This is a genomic window from Acinetobacter sp. 1294243, assembly GCF_000588015.1.
Lineage (GTDB): Bacteria > Pseudomonadota > Gammaproteobacteria > Pseudomonadales > Moraxellaceae > Acinetobacter > Acinetobacter pittii.
This window is the reverse complement of record NZ_JFXG01000005.1, coordinates 1-16,020: the sequence shown is the minus strand read 5'-3', so window position 1 is coordinate 16,020 and position 16,020 is coordinate 1. Positions and strand designations below refer to the sequence as shown.

Here is a 16,020-nt window from a genome sequence, read left to right as displayed (position 1 = left end):
AACATTGCCAGACGTGGGAGGATAACCCAATGGCTAAGTATAGCAATATCAATAGTTTTAATGCTTTACAGACGCTAACAGTAGGTTCCAGCAATTATCAGATTTTTAGCTTAGCCCAAGCAGAGAAAACGCTAGGGGATATTGCCAAACTGCCGAAATCTTTAAAAGTATTATTGGAAAACTTATTACGGTTTGAAGATCAGCATAGCGTTAAAACGGAACACATCCATGCTTTAGCAGAATGGCTAAAAACCCGCACCTCAGATCAAGAAATTCAATATCGACCTGCACGGGTTTTAATGCAAGATTTTACGGGTGTACCAGCAGTTGTTGATTTAGCTGCAATGCGAGCAGCGATGGCGCAAGCGGGTGGCGACCCTGAAAAAATTAATCCCTTATCTCCTGTAGACTTAGTCATTGATCACTCTGTCATGGTCGACTATTTTGCCGATGATCAAGCTTTCGAAGAAAACGTACAAATCGAGATGCAGCGTAATGGTGAGCGATATCAATTTTTACGTTGGGGGCAGTCTGCATTTAATAACTTTAGTGTAGTGCCACCGGGTACGGGAATTTGTCATCAGGTCAATTTAGAATACTTGGCTCAAGCGGTGTGGCTAGGGGAAGATAACGGTCAAACTTTTGCTTTTCCAGATACTTTAGTGGGTACAGACTCACATACCACCATGATTAATGGTTTAGGTGTTTTAGGTTGGGGTGTAGGGGGGATTGAGGCTGAAGCTGCTATGTTAGGTCAACCCATTTCTATGCTGATTCCTGAAGTTATTGGTTTCAAATTGACAGGAAAACTACCAGAAGGAATTACTGCAACTGACTTGGTGTTGACCATTACTCAAATGCTCCGTCAAAAAGGAGTGGTGGGGAAATTTGTAGAGTTCTATGGAGATGGTTTAGCCGATTTGCCACTGGCTGACCGAGCGACCATTGCCAACATGGCACCAGAGTATGGTGCGACTTGTGGTTTCTTCCCGATTGATGAAGTGACTTTGGGTTATTTGAAATTAACTGGCCGTCAAAGTGATCGTATTGAACTAGTCGAAGCGTATAGCAAAGCGCAAGGTTTATGGCGTAATGCGGGTGATGAACCTGTTTTCACCGATACTTTAAGCCTTGATATGAGTACTGTTCAGGCAAGTCTAGCTGGCCCAAAACGTCCACAAGATCGAGTGCTTTTATCAGAGGTGCCGAAAACCTTTAATGCGCTGATGGAGTTAACTTTAAAACCAGCCAAAGAAGCTAAAGAGCGTTTAGAAAATGAAGGTGGTGGCGGTACTGCTGTCGAGGCAAAAAAAGCAAATATCCAACATGAAAGTCCTTCTTGCGTGATTGAAGGAAAAACTTATCCATTAAATCATGGTGATGTTGTTATTTCGGCAATCACCTCTTGTACCAATACTTCTAACCCAAGTGTAATGCTAGCAGCAGGTTTACTTGCTAAAAAAGCGATTGAAAAAGGTTTGCAGCGTAAACCGTGGGTGAAAAGCTCTCTTGCACCAGGTTCTAAAGTCGTGACTGACTATTTGCTGGCTGCTGGACTTACGCCGTATTTAGATGAGTTGGGCTATAACTTGGTGGGATATGGTTGTACAACTTGTATTGGTAACTCAGGTCCACTACCGGAGCCAGTGGAAGATGCAATTCAATGCCATGACTTGAATGTTGCATCAGTACTTTCTGGTAACCGTAACTTTGAAGGACGCGTACATCCATTAGTTAAAACAAACTGGCTTGCTTCGCCACCTTTGGTAGTGGCATATGGTTTAGTTGGTAATATTCGTACCGATTTGACTACGCAACCTATTGGGCAAGGTAAAGATGGACAACCTGTCTATTTAAAAGATATCTGGCCAAGTCAGGCAGAGATTGATGCTGTCTTACAGAAAGTAAATACAGAGATGTTCCATAAAGAATATGCTGCGGTGTTTGATGGTGATGAAAGCTGGCAATCTATCCAGATTCCAAAAAGTAAAACTTATGAATGGGCTGATGATTCGACTTATATCCGCCATCCGCCGTTCTTTGAAGGCATTGGTGAGCCGCCCAAACCAATTAAAAATATTGAACAGGCACGTATTTTGGCAGTGCTTGGTGACTCGGTAACGACTGACCATATTTCACCGGCAGGTAATATCAAAAAAGACAGCCCAGCAGGCCGATACTTACAAGAGCAAGGTGTTGAACCAAAAGACTTTAACTCCTATGGTTCTCGACGCGGTAATCATGAAGTCATGATGCGAGGTACCTTTGCCAACATTCGTATTAAAAACGAGATGTTAGGCGGTGAGGAGGGTGGTAATACGATTCATGTGCCAAGTGGTGAAAAGCTCGCTATTTATGATGCTGCAATGCGTTACCAACAAGAACATACACCACTTGTAATTATTGCTGGCAAAGAATATGGAACTGGTTCTTCACGTGACTGGGCTGCCAAAGGAACGAACTTGTTAGGTGTAAAAGCTGTCATTGCTGAAAGTTTTGAGCGTATTCACCGTTCAAACTTGGTAGGTATGGGCGTGTTGCCATTACAGTTTATTGATGGACAAACGCGACAATCTCTCAACTTAACTGGTCATGAGATGATATCAATTCGAGGTTTGTCTGATGGCGTTCAGCCTCATCAACTTCTTGAAGTTGATGTCAAAGGACCAAATGGAGTAGCGAGCCATTTTAATGTGTTATGTCGAATTGATACGTTAAATGAGGTCGAGTACTTTAAGGCGGGTGGTATTTTGCATTATGTACTTCGGAATTTGATTGCTGGTTAGTTAAAAAAGAAACCCCGTAAAATATGGGGTTTCTTCTTATGAAAATCTAACTAAATTTAAATAATTTCTTCCAGCTAAATGATGACGTCAGTACCCAAACATCGAATGGATTAAAATATAGTGAATCTACATCAAAAAAATCGCTAGATGCTTTTAGGGAAAGCTTAAGTGGTTCTGATTCTTCATCAGCCGAAAAAGTTTGATTTTCTAATAACTCTGGGTTTTCTATAAGAAGATATAACAAGAAGTTATTCAAAATATAGGATGCTTGATCTACCTTTAGGTTTATACATCGATCTGGTTTGCCGAATTGCTGCATTCCACAAGAGTAGAGTAAATTATCATCAGAAATAATAGGGATAAAGGCTTTAAATAGATCTAATATATTTTCAGCGTTATAGCTAAGCCAATCGCTTTTAAGGTGTGTAAGACCCGAAGTCTCAACTTTAATTGCTAAGCCACCTGCTTTCATGAGGGCCTGACCTAATAACAGAGCTTGTTGTGCTAACTCTATTGATCCGCCATCACAAATAATATAAATAACCATATTATGTTGTTCAATTTTTTTTAATTCGCTTTCAGAAAAACGACCTAGACTAAATGATCTAAAAACCTCACTGACATTTGGATCATTTCCATATTCTTCAACTTCAGCGTAATATTCATTTGTTAAAGATTTAATAATTGAGCCCGCATAAATATATCCAGTTTCATTAACAAGTAGGGCATGTAATAGAGCTTGATGATTTTCCCAAATACCAGGAATACATAAGATAATTTTTTGATTAAATTCTTGATTCATTATTAATAAGTTCTAAGGAGCTTTTCCCACTCATAATATCGTAAAAGATATGCGATACCAATTGATTGAGGTAAAATACCTCCCGTGTTTTATATCCCCAAAGAGTAGCAATGACCGATCTCCAACAAGATGAATATGACCGCCGTTTTGCAGGTGTAGCCAAAGTTTATGGTGATTCATCTTTCCAGCACTATGAAAAAAGTCATGTGATGGTGATTGGTATTGGTGGGGTCGGTAGTTGGGCGGTAGAAGCTTTAGCGCGTACAGGTATTGGTGAGATTACACTAGTAGATATGGATGTGGTTGCAGCATCAAATGTGAATCGTCAGTTACCCGCAATGACATCAACTCTGGGTTGTGAAAAAGTTGAGATTATGGCGGAACGTTGTCGCCAAATTAACCCACGTATTAAAGTTAATATTATTGATGACTTCTTAACGCCTGAAAATGTCACAGAGCTTTTAAACCCTGTACCAGACATTGTTTTGGACTGTATTGATGATGTTAAAGCAAAACTGGCTTTAATGCTTCATTGTCGTTTTAATAAAATTCCTTTAATTGTGTCGGGCGGAGCAGGGGGTAAGCTCGATCCACTTAAAATCCGCGTGGCCGATCTATCAAAAACAGAACAAGATCCGATGTTAGCGAAGCTACGTAGTCAACTTCGTGCTCGAGGCATCTGTAAAAAGCCAAAAGAGAAATTTGGTATTACCTGTATTTACTCAATCGATAACCCATTTTCTAGTGCAGATGTTTGCCCATCGGCGGGATTACGTTGTGGTGGCTATGGTTCAGCGGTAGTGGTGACTTCAAGCTTTGCTATGATTGCTGTGGCTGAAGTTTTGAAAAAGCTTGATTTAAAGAAAGCCTAATTTAAATATTGAAAAGGCATGTGCTTATGTGAGTGCATGCCTTTTTATTTTTGAGAGAAACTATTTAATCATACAGCTCTATGTTGTCTTGTTTGGGCTGTGTGGGTAACTGCTGATCATAAAATTTAAAGCACCATAAAACTAGAACAACAACGGTGAAAATGACAAACCCTTTTAAATACTTCATGAATAATTCAATCAATTGAATGGTCTTGATAAAATTCTAGCGAAGGCTATCTATCTAATCTAATATAGAAAATAGACCTAATAATCTAATTTTGAGATGGTTATGCTCACATTAAAACAATTTCAATATTTTATAAAAATTGTTGAAGAAGGGAGTTTTACTGCTGCTTCAGAGAAATTATTCATTGCTCAGTCTGCTTTAAGTCGGCAAATGAAGCTATTAGAGGAAGAAATTGATTTTCAGTTATTTGATCGTACTGATAAGAAAGTAAAACTCACGGCGGCAGGAGAGGTCTTCTATAAAAAAATTAAAGATAATATGCATTATTTAAATGAGATCATTGGAGTTTCTAAGAATATTGCAGAAGGAAAAAATCGTCAGATTAAAATTGCTCATTCGAGCAGTATTATTATGGATGATAGAAAGATCCAGATATTAAAAGAAATTAGCTTAACGCAACAAATCAATTTTGAGATAAATACCTTGTCATCTGAGCATCAGATTTTGGCTTTACTGAATGGGGAAATTGATATTGGTTTGATTAGACCGCCAGTTCTGCATAGCCTTGAAGAAATAACAACCTTGAAACTATATGAACAGCCATTATTTGCAGCTGTTTATATTGATCATCCTAAATTTAAAGAAACACAAAGTATCCAGATAAAAGATTTAAAAGATGAATATTTTGTTTCGACTCCACATCCTAAGCGGGGAGGTTTGAGTTATTTAGTTTCAAACTTGTGTATAGGGGCTGGCTTCTGGCCTAAAGCAGCGACGATCCAATCACGTAAGCTAAACCAATTACAGTTAGTTGCTGCAAACTTGGGTATTAGCATTGTTCCCCAAGAGTTTGAGCAAATATTACCCCAAAATGTAAAGTTGATTCCTCTAGAAAATAAGAATCTTTTATCTGAAGTGGTTTTAGCTTACAGAACTAACCAGAGTGATCTGATTCAGCATTATGTTGAGCAGATCTACCATCTGCTGCAAGTTTGAGAGGCAATATGTTTAACTTCTGCTGGAATAATTATTGTGGCCCAATATGTTCACTAATAGAAAATGTATATTCCGTATCACCTTCTAATTGACGTTCCTGAGATAGGATGTCCATTTTGGGGCGCTTAAGTTGGTAAAATTCCAAATTGATACAACCATTATTGTTAACCGCATAGCGAATATAGTAACGATCTGGCTCTAGAAAAAATGTTGCTTCTTCAAATGAGTGCAAAGATAGAATTTTCTTCTTATCGTGATAAATCACGGAAGGACAATCTAGTAGTCCATTTAAATATTGTTTTCGTATCACATGGATCCGAGCTTTAGGAGTGGTTTCTTTTAATAAATATTGAGGTTCATAAATCCGTTTCTCGGGTACTTTTTTAAAAACCTCTATAATGTTTGTATCGGAGGCGGCATAAGTCATGCTAAACGATGTCGGTAAGTAAAAGCTCAGCAGTATTCTTTTCATAAAGTTCCATCATTATTTTTGATAAGTACAATATGAAAATAAAGCAAAAAAGAAGCCAAGCTGGATTTAAAATACTCATTTGATCAGTTGTTTGAAACAATTAAAGCAATTGAATATCTAGTTTTTAGGTAGATTACCCTAGTCGATAATAAGTATAAGTTACGCTGTCATCTTTATAGACATCATAGCTATTTTGTTTGAAGTCAGAGACCCATTCACTTCCAGTGTACCCTGCGATATGTCCATAAACATGGTTGCGGGTTCTGTGAATGATGTAAATGTCACCTTCTTGAGGTTCGTCGAAGGCTGGATCAATTTGTTTATAGCCAATCTTTTTGAGAGTATCGCCCCAATCTGAAGCTGCGATTGGGTGGTTTTCAACATTAGCACCAGCAGATTCGAGTGCAAGACGGATACTACGTGCGCATCTAGCTTTACTGCGTCTAGAAGTTACGCTTTCTAATTTTTCTACAAACTTTTCTACGTCGATCGGTGGGTTGGTTGAAGTTTGAGTTTGATGATTATTGGGTTTCATGGTGAAAGGATAAGGGAGGCTTGGTGCGCTGTGCGATACAACAATGGCTGCCTGATTTGAATCCTGATACATGTAATTATCAGCTACTTGTCCGTCATAAATAATCATCGTGAAATCTCTACCGTGCTACCTATATCCATATTAAAAAAAATCACCACCTACCTGTGGCGTTCAGAGATACTAATAGGCGTATCTTAAAAGTTTTGTTTATGTTATGTAATAACGTATCTTTTTTCCAGAGGTGCCTGCCTTGGAGCGAAAAGATACTTATCAAAAGAGGTGGTTAAAAATAGTGAAATTTAAATTATTGATATCATTGTAAATAAATAACTAATCAGAGCTTAAATTTGAATATTTTGTTCCAACATTTGCGAATATACTCAAAATCTAAGTCTCTGATTTAAAATGCCACATTTTCTTACAATTTAAGAAGTCGTCGCCAACTTAAACCTGCTGCTCTTTTACATACTCTTCAGTGCGAATCATGGCTGCTCGCATGTTCTGAATTGCAGTTTCAACATCGGCTAAAGTTTTTGCATTTCCGCCACTTAGCGCCTGACGCCATTTACGAGCACCCGGCAAGTTTTGGAATAAACCTAAAATATGACGTGTAATGATTGAAAGGGGTGCACCTTCAGCCATACGTTGCTCAATATAAGGCAGCATTTGTTCCATAATATCGAAACGGTCTGGTGCTTCTAAGTTCCAAAGTTGGCCCAGCTCAGCAAGTAGGTAAGGGTTGTGATAGGCTTCACGGCCAATCATGACACCATCAACATGCTGTAAATGAGCTTGAGTTTCGGCAAACGTTTTAATACCGCCGTTAATTTCAATAGTGAGATGTGGACGTTCTTGCTTTAAGCGGTATACATCTTCGTAGCGTAAAGGGGGGACTTCTCGATTTTCTTTTGGAGACAAACCTTTCAATATCGCAATACGGGCATGCACAACGAAATAAGTACAACCTGTTGCAGCGACAGTATCTACGAAATGTAGCATTTCTTCGTAAGACTGCATGTCATCAATACCGATACGATGCTTTACTGTGACAGGAATATTAACCGCTTTTTGCATGCTGTGAATGCATTCAGCAACCAAGTTTGGCTCTGCCATTAAACATGCACCGATTTTATTGTTCTGTACGCGGTCACTTGGGCAGCCTACATTCAGGTTGACTTCGTCATAACCCCAGTCTTCAGCCATTTTTGAGCAAGTGGCAAGCTCTTGTGGGTTTGAACCGCCAAGTTGTAATACGATTGGGTGTTCTTGAGCGTTATAGTCTAAATGACGTTTTGCATCGCCAAATAAAATCGCGCCTGTAGTCACCATTTCGGTGTATAGCACAACGTTTGGGTTAAACAAGCGTGCAAAGAATCGGTAGTCCTTTGTAGTCCAGTCCATCATTGGGGCTACACTGATTCTTGGAGATTTAATAGTTTCAATGGTTTTATTAATAGTCATTAAAAATCATACCTTTAATCAGTGTTTTGCAACCTGTTTGAATCTGTGGGAACTCATATTTAGCTGCGTTAATCAGTTTGCATTTACACCAAAATTTACACCATAATGGAGAAAATGGTTCATGGTGTAAATTTATGGGGTCAATTACTGCCAGAAAAGGTGCAGATGGAAGTGTTAGTTACCGAGCTGCTATCCGGATCAACAAAAAAGGTTATCCAGCTTATTCTGAAAGCAAAACATTTCATTCAAAAAAAGTGGCAGAAAACTGGCTTAAAAAAAGAGAAGTTGAGATTCAAGAAAATCCAGACATTTTACTTGGCAAAGAACAACTGATTGATCTAACTTTGTCAGATGCCATAGATAAATATTTGGATGAAGTTGGGAGCGAGTACGGTAGGACGAAACGCTATTCTCTACTCTTAATTAAGAAGTTGCCAATCGCGCGCAATATTATCACAAAAATACATTCAATACATTTGGCTGAGCATGTTGCTCTAAGACGGAGAGGCGTGCCGAATCTTGGTTTAGACCCTATTGCAACAAGTACACAGCAGCATGAGCTTTTACATATTAGAGGTGTTCTATCTCATGCATCTGTTATGTGGGGCATGGAAGTTGATTTAAGTAGCTTCGATAAAGCTACGGCACAGCTTAGAAAAACTCGCCAAATCTCCTCTAGCAAAGTGAGAGATAGACTTCCTACAAATGAAGAGTTAATTGCTTTAACAAAACTTTTTGCTGAGCGTTGGAAATTAAATAAATATGGTACTAAGTATCCAATGCATTTAATTATTTGGTTCGCAATTTTTTCATGCAGACGTGAAGCAGAGTTAACACGCTTATGGCTGCAAGATTATGATTCTTACCATTCATCATGGAAAGTTCATGATTTGAAAAATCCGAACGGTTCTAAAGGTAATCACAAGTCTTTTGACGTGTTGGAACCTTGTAAAACAATAATTGAACTTTTATTAGATAATGAAGTGCGGAGTCGTATGCTTCGATTAGGATATGATGAACAACTTTTATTGCCTCTGAACCCAAAAAGCATAGGAAAAGAGTTTCGTGAAGCATGTAAAATATTGGGAATTGAAGATTTACATTTTCATGATTTGAGGCATGAAGGATGTACGAGGCTTGCAGAACAAAGTTTTACTATTCCTGAAATTCAGAAAGTAAGTTTGCATGATTCTTGGGGGAGCTTACAACGTTATGTTTCTGTGAAGTCAAGACGTAATGTAATTCAATTGGAAGAGGTGCTACGCCTCATTGATGAAACGTAGCAAAGTCTTTAGCAGCTTCAGAATACTTCTTATCTAAGATATCAGCCAAGTCTTTAACGTGCACCAGAAATGGTGCGCGTTTGCTTGAATCTATTTTAAAGACAGAGAAAGGAAATTCTTGATTATTTGCCTTTCTTAGCGCCTCTGCCTTGCTTAAGTGAGGATAATAGTCTTGTACTACACTCATTAATTCGACAGTCATAGAGCGATATTTCATAAATAGGTAATCAGCTGTGTTTAACTGGAATGCACCCATTGTGAAATAGCCTTTTAACTAGTTAGTTTTAAACTTGGAATACAACACATCAAAATTGGACTGTGTATCCCAAATTCGAAGGACTGCATCACTGCCTACTAGGTACGTTTTGAGCAGCTTAATAAGATCTTTGCACCTTGGATCACTTTTAAAAAAATGATTAGTTTGCATAAACCCGTTTAATGGCATAGATACAGGATATGCTTTGCAATTAAATAGGCCTTCCAGATTACCTCGTAAAGCAATGAAAGCATTTTCATCAGAAGAACCAACAGGATCATCTATGAACTGGCGTTCCAGTAAAAACACCAGTCTGAGTGCTAATTGTCCTTGGGGTGTAAGTTCCCATTTCGAAAATACGGCAATAATTTCATTATTACCACCTTCATTAAAGAAAATGGCGATCATCTCTTTCTTCTGCTGATCTAAATATTGTTGTTTTGAATATATTGGAGTATTCGCTGAAAGCGTAAATAGCATTGGCAAATATAGCTCATGTGTTTCGAAGCCTGCGTAGTCTTTGAATAGAACCTTCATTGTCGAATCAAATAACTCTTCAGCACGAATTTGTTCTGTATTCCAAGCTGTTAAATCCTCATTAAACTGCCTAGTGTTGAGCATATATTGGTAGCCCGTAATTTGATTAGAAAAATACTGATCATGGCAGTAAATCCCCCCATTAAGCATAGGCCCCATATGTTTAATAAACTGAATAAACAATTCGTTCTCTGGCTTTAGCCGAACAGATAACATCCCATTAGTGACAGGGGAGCCTGTCACTAATGGATATGCTGATCTAATCAACTCAACAGGTTTACTGAGAGATAATGCCTGATTACTATTTTGAGAATTTTGTTTTGCAAACATGCTTGTAGTTTTTGATCTCCCAAGAGCTTTTGCTGACTTCTCAGAACCAATCAGATCGTAAGCCCAAATAGGTTGAATGCTGCATGACGAATGTGTAGCTGCAAGTAAAGCATCTGATGCGTACTTAGTCATGTTACTGTCCTCCTACTTGAGCATCATCTGACTGATCAGAGTCTAGTAGGTTAAGTTGCTCGAACTTGCGTGGACGGCCAAGTTTGGTAGCAGGAACTTTTGGTATTTGGCTTGTTCGGAAGCTCCGAATTTGTTCTCCATTAGTAAAGGCGAAGTACTGATCATTTTTGCATATGTAGTCAAACGTAGCCTTGAGATTCTTAAGCATTTCATGGTCGGTATACTCCAAAATGCCTAAGGCACGATAGCGGTACTCATCTTTCTTCATATTGCAGATAAAAGCAGTCCCAAGATTGTTTGTAGCAACCCTCCATTTCTCAGCAATATATTGCCCCCACGTGATGTCCTCACGATGGTCATTGGCATTGAAGAAGTAATAAAGATGTCCATGGAATCCCTTGGTTGGGGTGTGTTCAATACGCAGGATATACCCGAGCGCTTGCTTAAGCTGATTATGCTTAGATGCATCATAGAACCGAATAAAAGACTCTTGCATAAACTCACTATCATGTTCAGCCTGAGCAAAATCAGTTGAGATAGCAAGCTGTTGAAGCTTAGCTGGATCGCGTATTAATCCTAGGTCTACTCGAACAACAAGGATTCGAGAATGGATCTTGAGTAGAGTCTCTACAAGCTCAACACAACGCTCTTTAGAACGGCGTCGATTACTAGCACGATTCGAAAGTTGTTTACGAATTGAGGCACTGCTCATTCTTATTGCAAACAACTTCTGAAATTTAATTAAAGCTGCAACATAAGCCTGAGCCTGTTCAGATGTGTAACACTGATTGATCAGAGAAAATTCATAAAGGGTATATTGTTCTTCCTTTGAAAGTTCTAAGAATGAATCCTTAAAGGCCTGTAACTCTATGCCCATCTTGTAATTGCCAGAGTGAGCAGACACAAAGATTGTTGTAAGCTGGCACTTAAGCAAAAGTGGAATATCCTTCGCATATTCAACACGTAGTTGCTCTTTGCCCTTAAAACTTTGAACAGATTTAAGAGTAGCGATTGGGCGCTCTTTCTCAAAATACTTGATGAACTCAACACGACTGAGCATTTTTTCAACTTCAGGGTTTATACTCGTTTTGAATATTTTAATCTTACCGTTTTCTGTCATGTACTCATGAGTTGAAAAATCTTCCTTGAGCTGTTCTAGGAATGCATCTCTATCTGCAACTGAGAACTGTGCGATAGGTGGAAGAATTGGTTTAGCTGTGTTGTTCAGAGATTTCATAGTATACCTACATACAAATAATTAATTACGTATCAGGCGTCATGAGGTAAATGCTCTCCCTATGGACATCGTTTAGAAATGTCCATTAGGGTAGGCGTAGAGTGGATATTGGCTAATCTATCTGGAGTGTATTCATCTCAAATGGATACACAATTAAATCAATCTAATCTATAAGCAGTATTTGCTAAGGCACACTGCTTATGACAATAAGTATCTAGTAGATTAATTACATATATCTAATATTACTTATTACAATTGTATTTAAACCGAAAAGCCGATTGCACTTTACTTCGAGAATGCTCTACCAAAAAATGACGGTAATACGAGGACTTTTTAAAAGTTGTGATGTCCTGCGTTATGCAGCATTTAAATGGCTTCGTTGAGCTATTCTTCGGGTGACCCACACCCGTAAATTGCTAAGCTTCCAATTGAATGTACTTATTAATTTGATGTGTTGCTGGCTTAGGTTTGAGTTGGTCATATTGGTTCCTTATGTAGCAAGTTTTGTATGCTTGATTGCATAAGGGAAATTCTAGAAAAAAATTAAGCACCCTCTAAAAATCTGCGAAGAATTTATTTAAGCTACTGATATATATGTATTTAAAATCTTTAAAATATAGAAATTTCATTGTAATTATTACTCTTTTAAAAATTTATTAATTTTTTTTAAGAGCATGTCAGTGTAGAACTAACAGGCTCTAAATAAATTATGTGAGTGATCGGATTTTTATTGGGGTGGGAGGGGAATTCTAAAGTTTTCTACCTTTCTTTTCTATAAAAATGTTCAGCGCATCATATAGGCTTGGCTCGCTTTCCTTTAACCAAGATTTAGCGCTATTCAGTAACTTCATTCTCTGATCGTCGGTTCTAATTTTACTTTTTTGAGTTTCTAAGGCAGAAATCTTTTTCTGATAAAATACTCTTATTTCCTTATAACGTTCGATAGGGCGACCTGCAAAAGAAGTTAGGGGTTGATCACGGTTCTGAGCTTGTATGATTACAGTTTTTTTACCATATTCTTCAATTTCTTTGACTTCAGTTGTAGATAGATCATTTCGAGCTGCAAAAAGAAAATATTCAGCTTCTTCTTTTTTTCGTAAACAATGTTCTATTTCAGCATTGTATTCTTGAGTGAGGTATTCTGGAATTTTTGAGATAGCTTGCTGCTCAATGGCTCCTAGAACCGTATCCATACTTGAGTAAGTTTTTTGATTACTGGTAATAAAACGTTGAACAAGTGAGAGGTAAGTTTTTTTTACCCTCTGGGATTTTTTATGGCTGTTTCGGGCTAATTGAGATTTCCTAATCTGTTTATAGATATCTTCTGGTAGCGTGTAGATATAGAAAGAACAATCATAATGTTTGGAGTAGAGACGAAATGCTTCTTCAAAATGTTTCTCAGCTTGTTGTGCTGTTTTTTTGAATATTCTGGTTTTAGTTGATACCAAGTTTTTGAATTTACGAATTTCAGTCGCGATTTCGCCATAGTGTCGGGCAAGTCGGTCCTCTTCGGGAATGTAGATGTAAATTTCCGATTTACCTCGAAGTAATGGTGGGGGTAATCTCCATGCCTGTTGACGGAGAGCCTTTTGTTCTGGCGATTCTTTTAATAAGCCTTGATCAAGCTGTTCATAAAACCACTTTCGGTCATTATCCGTCATTTCTTCACTGATAGGTTCCATTTGTTCGGGTAAATAAGCTTTGTAGTGTTCGGCATAGGCTGATGGCAAACCATAGGGAAATTTATGTCTTTTAATAATATGTTCTTCAAGTTGGTCAATTAAGCCAATAAGTTTTTTGATGTTACTCGTAGATGTGGTTTCTTGTTTAGCCTTAGCATTTTTTTTAGCTGAAGTTGCCATGTAATCAAGTTCACTTATTCATTTTAAAAGAAGTGCATATATTATAAGTCGTAACTACTTATAATTTAAAAATGATTTAGCTTAACTTGAGAGTGAATTATGAGCATTTGTAGAGGGGTGTTAGGTGTTAAACTGCACTCCATTTATGTACCGACTTATGATGATTCTGTACCGACTTGCGATGTTTTGGGTGAAAAGTAGTCAAAATCAAAATGTAGCTTAGAGTTATAATTGTTGGACTAAACTTGTAGTACTGTGAAGCATTCTACTGGATTATAAATTTATTATGGACTGAATCAAGTGCTAGAAAATCACTCATTATTGGTTAGTTAATAGTATGTCTTTGTATTACTAAAAGGTCTCAATAGCGTTTCATTAATTGCAATGCAAGATTGTAGGCTACGGTTGTAGAAATTGACTCTGCTATAAAGAACTCTTGGGGTGGGGTGAAGTTTAAAGCCTGCTTTCGATAACGCGTCTGCTTTCCTGTCTGTTTGTCTTTAAAAATAAACTCATCCTGAGCATGAGAATATTCTTGTCCATACAGTGGACCACCAAGACACTTTAACCGAAACACTGAATCATCCTTAAATTTACCTAATGGTTAGTTTAAAGAATTAATCTAATGAAAAACAATAACAATCACTTTACGACTTAGTCGATAGATCATTGACACCTTAAATATTGCACATTATCCTTTGCTTGCTGGCCACATTGCCAGTCGGTTTTGACAGACCGTTTTATTGGGTTGCATCAGAGTTATTCCTTCTGAGGAATAATTTTGAGGGTACATCTCGTCTCCTCCCGTTGCGGTAGGATGATCTGACCCCATAAAGTTGGACAGTTAGTTAAGCAGTTTTTAAAAACTGGTTTCTATATTGTACAGGGGATAAACCTTGTAGCTTCACCTTGATTCTCTCATGATTATAATAATAATGTACTCTCGTATAGTTTTCTCTAACTCATCAGTTGATTGAAATTTTTCACCATGAAAGCACTCCGATTTTAATATTCCAAAGAAGCTTTCTATTACAGCATTATCTAAGCAATTTCCTTTACGAGACATACTTTGAATTAAACCATGTTGCTTTAATTGCTGTTGATAATGAGCCATTTGATATTGCCATCCTTGATCTGAATGGAGAATTGGTTTCTCATGTCGCTTAAGTTTAGCTAAAGCATGAATGAGCATATCTTTCACTAACTCATAATTGAGTTTACGTTGGATCCGGAAGGTAATAATTTCCCCATTAAATAAATCTATAATTGGTGATAGATAAAGTTTTTCACCGTTAACATTAAATTCCGTCACATCAGTTGCCCATTTCTGGTTGGGACGGTTCGCTTTAAATTGCCGTTGCATAATGTTATCGGCCACCATCCCGACACAACCACTTTTATATGAGCGATATTTTAGTGCTCTGATACGTGATTTAAGTCCCATAGTTTTCATAAGACGATATACACATTTATGGTTGATTATTATTCCTGTACTTTTCAGAGCAAGAGTAATTCTACGATAGCCATAGCATCCCTTATGCTTGTGATATATGGACTTGATCTGCTGTTTTAACTCAGTATATTTATCCTTAGAGCGTACAGCTTTCATGTGATAGAAATAAGTACTACGAGCGATCTTGGCAATACTGAGTAAGAGCTTTAATGGATAAATTTGCCTTAATTCTGAAATAACTTGAACACTGTCTGCAGTAGAAATTGAATTTAGGTACGTTGCTTCAGTTTTAAGGCTTTTAGCTTTTTTAAAAAGGCAACCTCTGCTCGTAAAGCGGTCACTTCATCAATGAGCTCCTGCTGAGATTTATCTTTGTCATCTTTTACAGACTTGGTTATTTTAGTTTTATCTTGTTTAAGCATATTGGTATAAATCCTCGTGGTATTAAACCCAGCAATCCCTTCTTTATGATACTGAGCTAGCCACCTTCTTAAAATTGACGTCCCGCTCAGATTTAACCGTCTTCTAACTTCTCTTACCGGTATCTTATCAAGAAGCATTTGTACAGCCTTGATTTTAAATTCGGAAGAGTAGTAGGTTTTTTTAGTTTTAACATTCAGGCCATCTTCACCTTGTGCCTTATAGTTTTCAATCCATAAGCGGATGGTTTGGAGATCTACATTAAATTCTTGTGAAAGGATTTTATATCCTTTACTTCCCTCTAAATAAGCTTGAATGACTTTTAATTTTAACTCTTTTGAATGCTTCGGAATTGGCATAGAGCACACCTCATAAGTTTTAAAAGTCTAACTTATGGGG

At 37.7% G+C, this 16,020-nt stretch carries 15 protein-coding genes and 1 pseudogene; 4 read left to right on the top strand and 12 right to left on the bottom strand.

Features of this window, described 5'->3' with window-relative positions:
* The first annotated feature begins 29 nt into the window (after nt 1–29).
* A complete protein-coding gene (gene acnA, locus J655_RS11895; RefSeq protein ID WP_032042393.1) occupies nt 30–2,786 on the top strand; it encodes an aconitate hydratase AcnA in 2,757 nt (918 codons plus the stop codon).
* A gap of 46 nt (nt 2,787–2,832) precedes the next feature.
* Here acnA and J655_RS11890 read toward each other — a convergent pair whose 3' ends face one another.
* Entirely contained in the window at nt 2,833–3,588 is a 756-nt protein-coding gene (locus J655_RS11890; RefSeq protein ID WP_032052413.1) for a DUF4261 domain-containing protein, read from the bottom strand.
* Between the two features lie 110 nt (nt 3,589–3,698).
* On the opposite strand from J655_RS11890, the gene J655_RS11885 reads away from it, so the two are divergent.
* Entirely contained in the window at nt 3,699–4,460 is a 762-nt protein-coding gene (locus J655_RS11885; RefSeq protein WP_014208375.1) for a ThiF family adenylyltransferase, read from the top strand.
* Nucleotides 4,461–4,524: 64 nt separating this feature from the next.
* On the opposite strand, the gene J655_RS24525 is transcribed toward J655_RS11885, so the two are convergent.
* Entirely contained in the window at nt 4,525–4,647 is a 123-nt protein-coding gene (locus tag J655_RS24525) for a hypothetical protein (protein WP_080779723.1), read from the bottom strand.
* A gap of 96 nt (nt 4,648–4,743) precedes the next feature.
* Here J655_RS24525 and J655_RS11880 point away from each other — a divergent pair, with 96 nt between their 5' ends.
* On the top strand, nt 4,744–5,643 hold the full coding sequence (locus J655_RS11880) for a LysR family transcriptional regulator (protein ID WP_080779721.1): 900 nt from the start codon (nt 4,744–4,746) through the stop codon (nt 5,641–5,643).
* A 31-nt stretch (nt 5,644–5,674) separates the two neighbouring features.
* On the opposite strand, the gene J655_RS0104385 is transcribed toward J655_RS11880, so the two are convergent.
* The 3 genes from J655_RS0104385 to dusA all read right to left on the bottom strand — a co-directional run bounded on the left by J655_RS0104385 (nt 5,675) and on the right by dusA (nt 8,111).
* Nucleotides 5,675–6,070: a hypothetical protein gene (locus tag J655_RS0104385; protein ID WP_081032079.1), complete on the bottom strand. Its 396-nt coding sequence runs from the start codon at nt 6,068–6,070 to the stop codon at nt 5,675–5,677.
* Between the two features lie 178 nt (nt 6,071–6,248).
* Nucleotides 6,249–6,758: a hypothetical protein gene (locus tag J655_RS11875; protein ID WP_014208378.1), complete on the bottom strand. Its 510-nt coding sequence runs from the start codon at nt 6,756–6,758 to the stop codon at nt 6,249–6,251.
* A 336-nt stretch (nt 6,759–7,094) separates the two neighbouring features.
* Nucleotides 7,095–8,111 (bottom strand): tRNA dihydrouridine(20/20a) synthase DusA, encoded by a 1,017-nt coding sequence (gene dusA / locus J655_RS11870; RefSeq protein WP_032052411.1) that lies wholly within the window; start codon nt 8,109–8,111, stop codon nt 7,095–7,097.
* A gap of 134 nt (nt 8,112–8,245) precedes the next feature.
* On the opposite strand from dusA, the gene J655_RS11865 reads away from it, so the two are divergent.
* Nucleotides 8,246–9,394: a tyrosine-type recombinase/integrase gene (locus J655_RS11865; RefSeq protein ID WP_004738134.1), complete on the top strand. Its 1,149-nt coding sequence runs from the start codon at nt 8,246–8,248 to the stop codon at nt 9,392–9,394.
* On the opposite strand, the gene J655_RS11860 is transcribed toward J655_RS11865, so the two are convergent.
* From J655_RS11860 to J655_RS11830, 7 genes and pseudogenes are all read right to left on the bottom strand, one after another.
* Entirely contained in the window at nt 9,378–9,650 is a 273-nt protein-coding gene (locus J655_RS11860) for a pyocin activator PrtN family protein (protein ID WP_004738135.1), read from the bottom strand. The two genes, J655_RS11865 and J655_RS11860, sit on opposite strands and share 17 nt — an antisense overlap.
* An 18-nt stretch (nt 9,651–9,668) precedes the next feature.
* Nucleotides 9,669–10,649, bottom strand: a complete 981-nt coding sequence (locus J655_RS11855) for a hypothetical protein (protein ID WP_005079078.1) — start codon at nt 10,647–10,649, stop codon at nt 9,669–9,671.
* Between the two features lies 1 nt (nt 10,650).
* On the bottom strand, nt 10,651–11,886 hold the full coding sequence (locus J655_RS11850) for a YagK/YfjJ domain-containing protein (protein ID WP_000838814.1): 1,236 nt from the start codon (nt 11,884–11,886) through the stop codon (nt 10,651–10,653).
* A 749-nt stretch (nt 11,887–12,635) separates the two neighbouring features.
* Entirely contained in the window at nt 12,636–13,748 is a 1,113-nt protein-coding gene (locus J655_RS11845; RefSeq protein ID WP_032052410.1) for a hypothetical protein, read from the bottom strand.
* Nucleotides 13,749–14,109: 361 nt separating this feature from the next.
* Entirely contained in the window at nt 14,110–14,325 is a 216-nt protein-coding gene (locus J655_RS11840) for a hypothetical protein (RefSeq protein WP_000489165.1), read from the bottom strand.
* Between the two features lie 271 nt (nt 14,326–14,596).
* Nucleotides 14,597–15,438, bottom strand: a pseudogene (locus J655_RS25310) (IS3 family transposase).
* Between the two features lie 32 nt (nt 15,439–15,470).
* Nucleotides 15,471–15,980 (bottom strand): helix-turn-helix domain-containing protein, encoded by a 510-nt coding sequence (locus tag J655_RS11830; protein WP_002120495.1) that lies wholly within the window; start codon nt 15,978–15,980, stop codon nt 15,471–15,473.
* Nucleotides 15,981–16,020 lie beyond the last annotated feature (40 nt).

What these genes read in the sequence shown, in the direction of transcription:
- J655_RS11845 (WP_032052410.1), bottom strand. Translation starts at nt 13,748, where the DNA reads ATGGCAACTTCAGCTAAAAAAAATGCTAAGGCTAAACAAGAAACCACA.
- J655_RS11830 (WP_002120495.1), bottom strand. Translation starts at nt 15,980, where the DNA reads ATGCCAATTCCGAAGCATTCAAAAGAGTTAAAATTAAAAGTCATTCAA.
- J655_RS11850 (WP_000838814.1), bottom strand. Translation starts at nt 11,886, where the DNA reads ATGAAATCTCTGAACAACACAGCTAAACCAATTCTTCCACCTATCGCA.
- J655_RS11885 (WP_014208375.1), top strand. Translation starts at nt 3,699, where the DNA reads ATGACCGATCTCCAACAAGATGAATATGACCGCCGTTTTGCAGGTGTA.
- J655_RS0104385 (WP_081032079.1), bottom strand. Translation starts at nt 6,070, where the DNA reads ATGACTTATGCCGCCTCCGATACAAACATTATAGAGGTTTTTAAAAAA.
- J655_RS11865 (WP_004738134.1), top strand. Translation starts at nt 8,246, where the DNA reads ATGGGGTCAATTACTGCCAGAAAAGGTGCAGATGGAAGTGTTAGTTAC.
- J655_RS11875 (WP_014208378.1), bottom strand. Translation starts at nt 6,758, where the DNA reads ATGATTATTTATGACGGACAAGTAGCTGATAATTACATGTATCAGGAT.
- J655_RS11880 (WP_080779721.1), top strand. Translation starts at nt 4,744, where the DNA reads ATGGTTATGCTCACATTAAAACAATTTCAATATTTTATAAAAATTGTT.
- J655_RS11890 (WP_032052413.1), bottom strand. Translation starts at nt 3,588, where the DNA reads ATGAATCAAGAATTTAATCAAAAAATTATCTTATGTATTCCTGGTATT.
- J655_RS11855 (WP_005079078.1), bottom strand. Translation starts at nt 10,649, where the DNA reads ATGACTAAGTACGCATCAGATGCTTTACTTGCAGCTACACATTCGTCA.
- J655_RS11860 (WP_004738135.1), bottom strand. Translation starts at nt 9,650, where the DNA reads ATGGGTGCATTCCAGTTAAACACAGCTGATTACCTATTTATGAAATAT.
- dusA (WP_032052411.1), bottom strand. Translation starts at nt 8,111, where the DNA reads ATGACTATTAATAAAACCATTGAAACTATTAAATCTCCAAGAATCAGT.
- acnA (WP_032042393.1), top strand. Translation starts at nt 30, where the DNA reads ATGGCTAAGTATAGCAATATCAATAGTTTTAATGCTTTACAGACGCTA.
- J655_RS24525 (WP_080779723.1), bottom strand. Translation starts at nt 4,647, where the DNA reads ATGAAGTATTTAAAAGGGTTTGTCATTTTCACCGTTGTTGTTCTAGTT.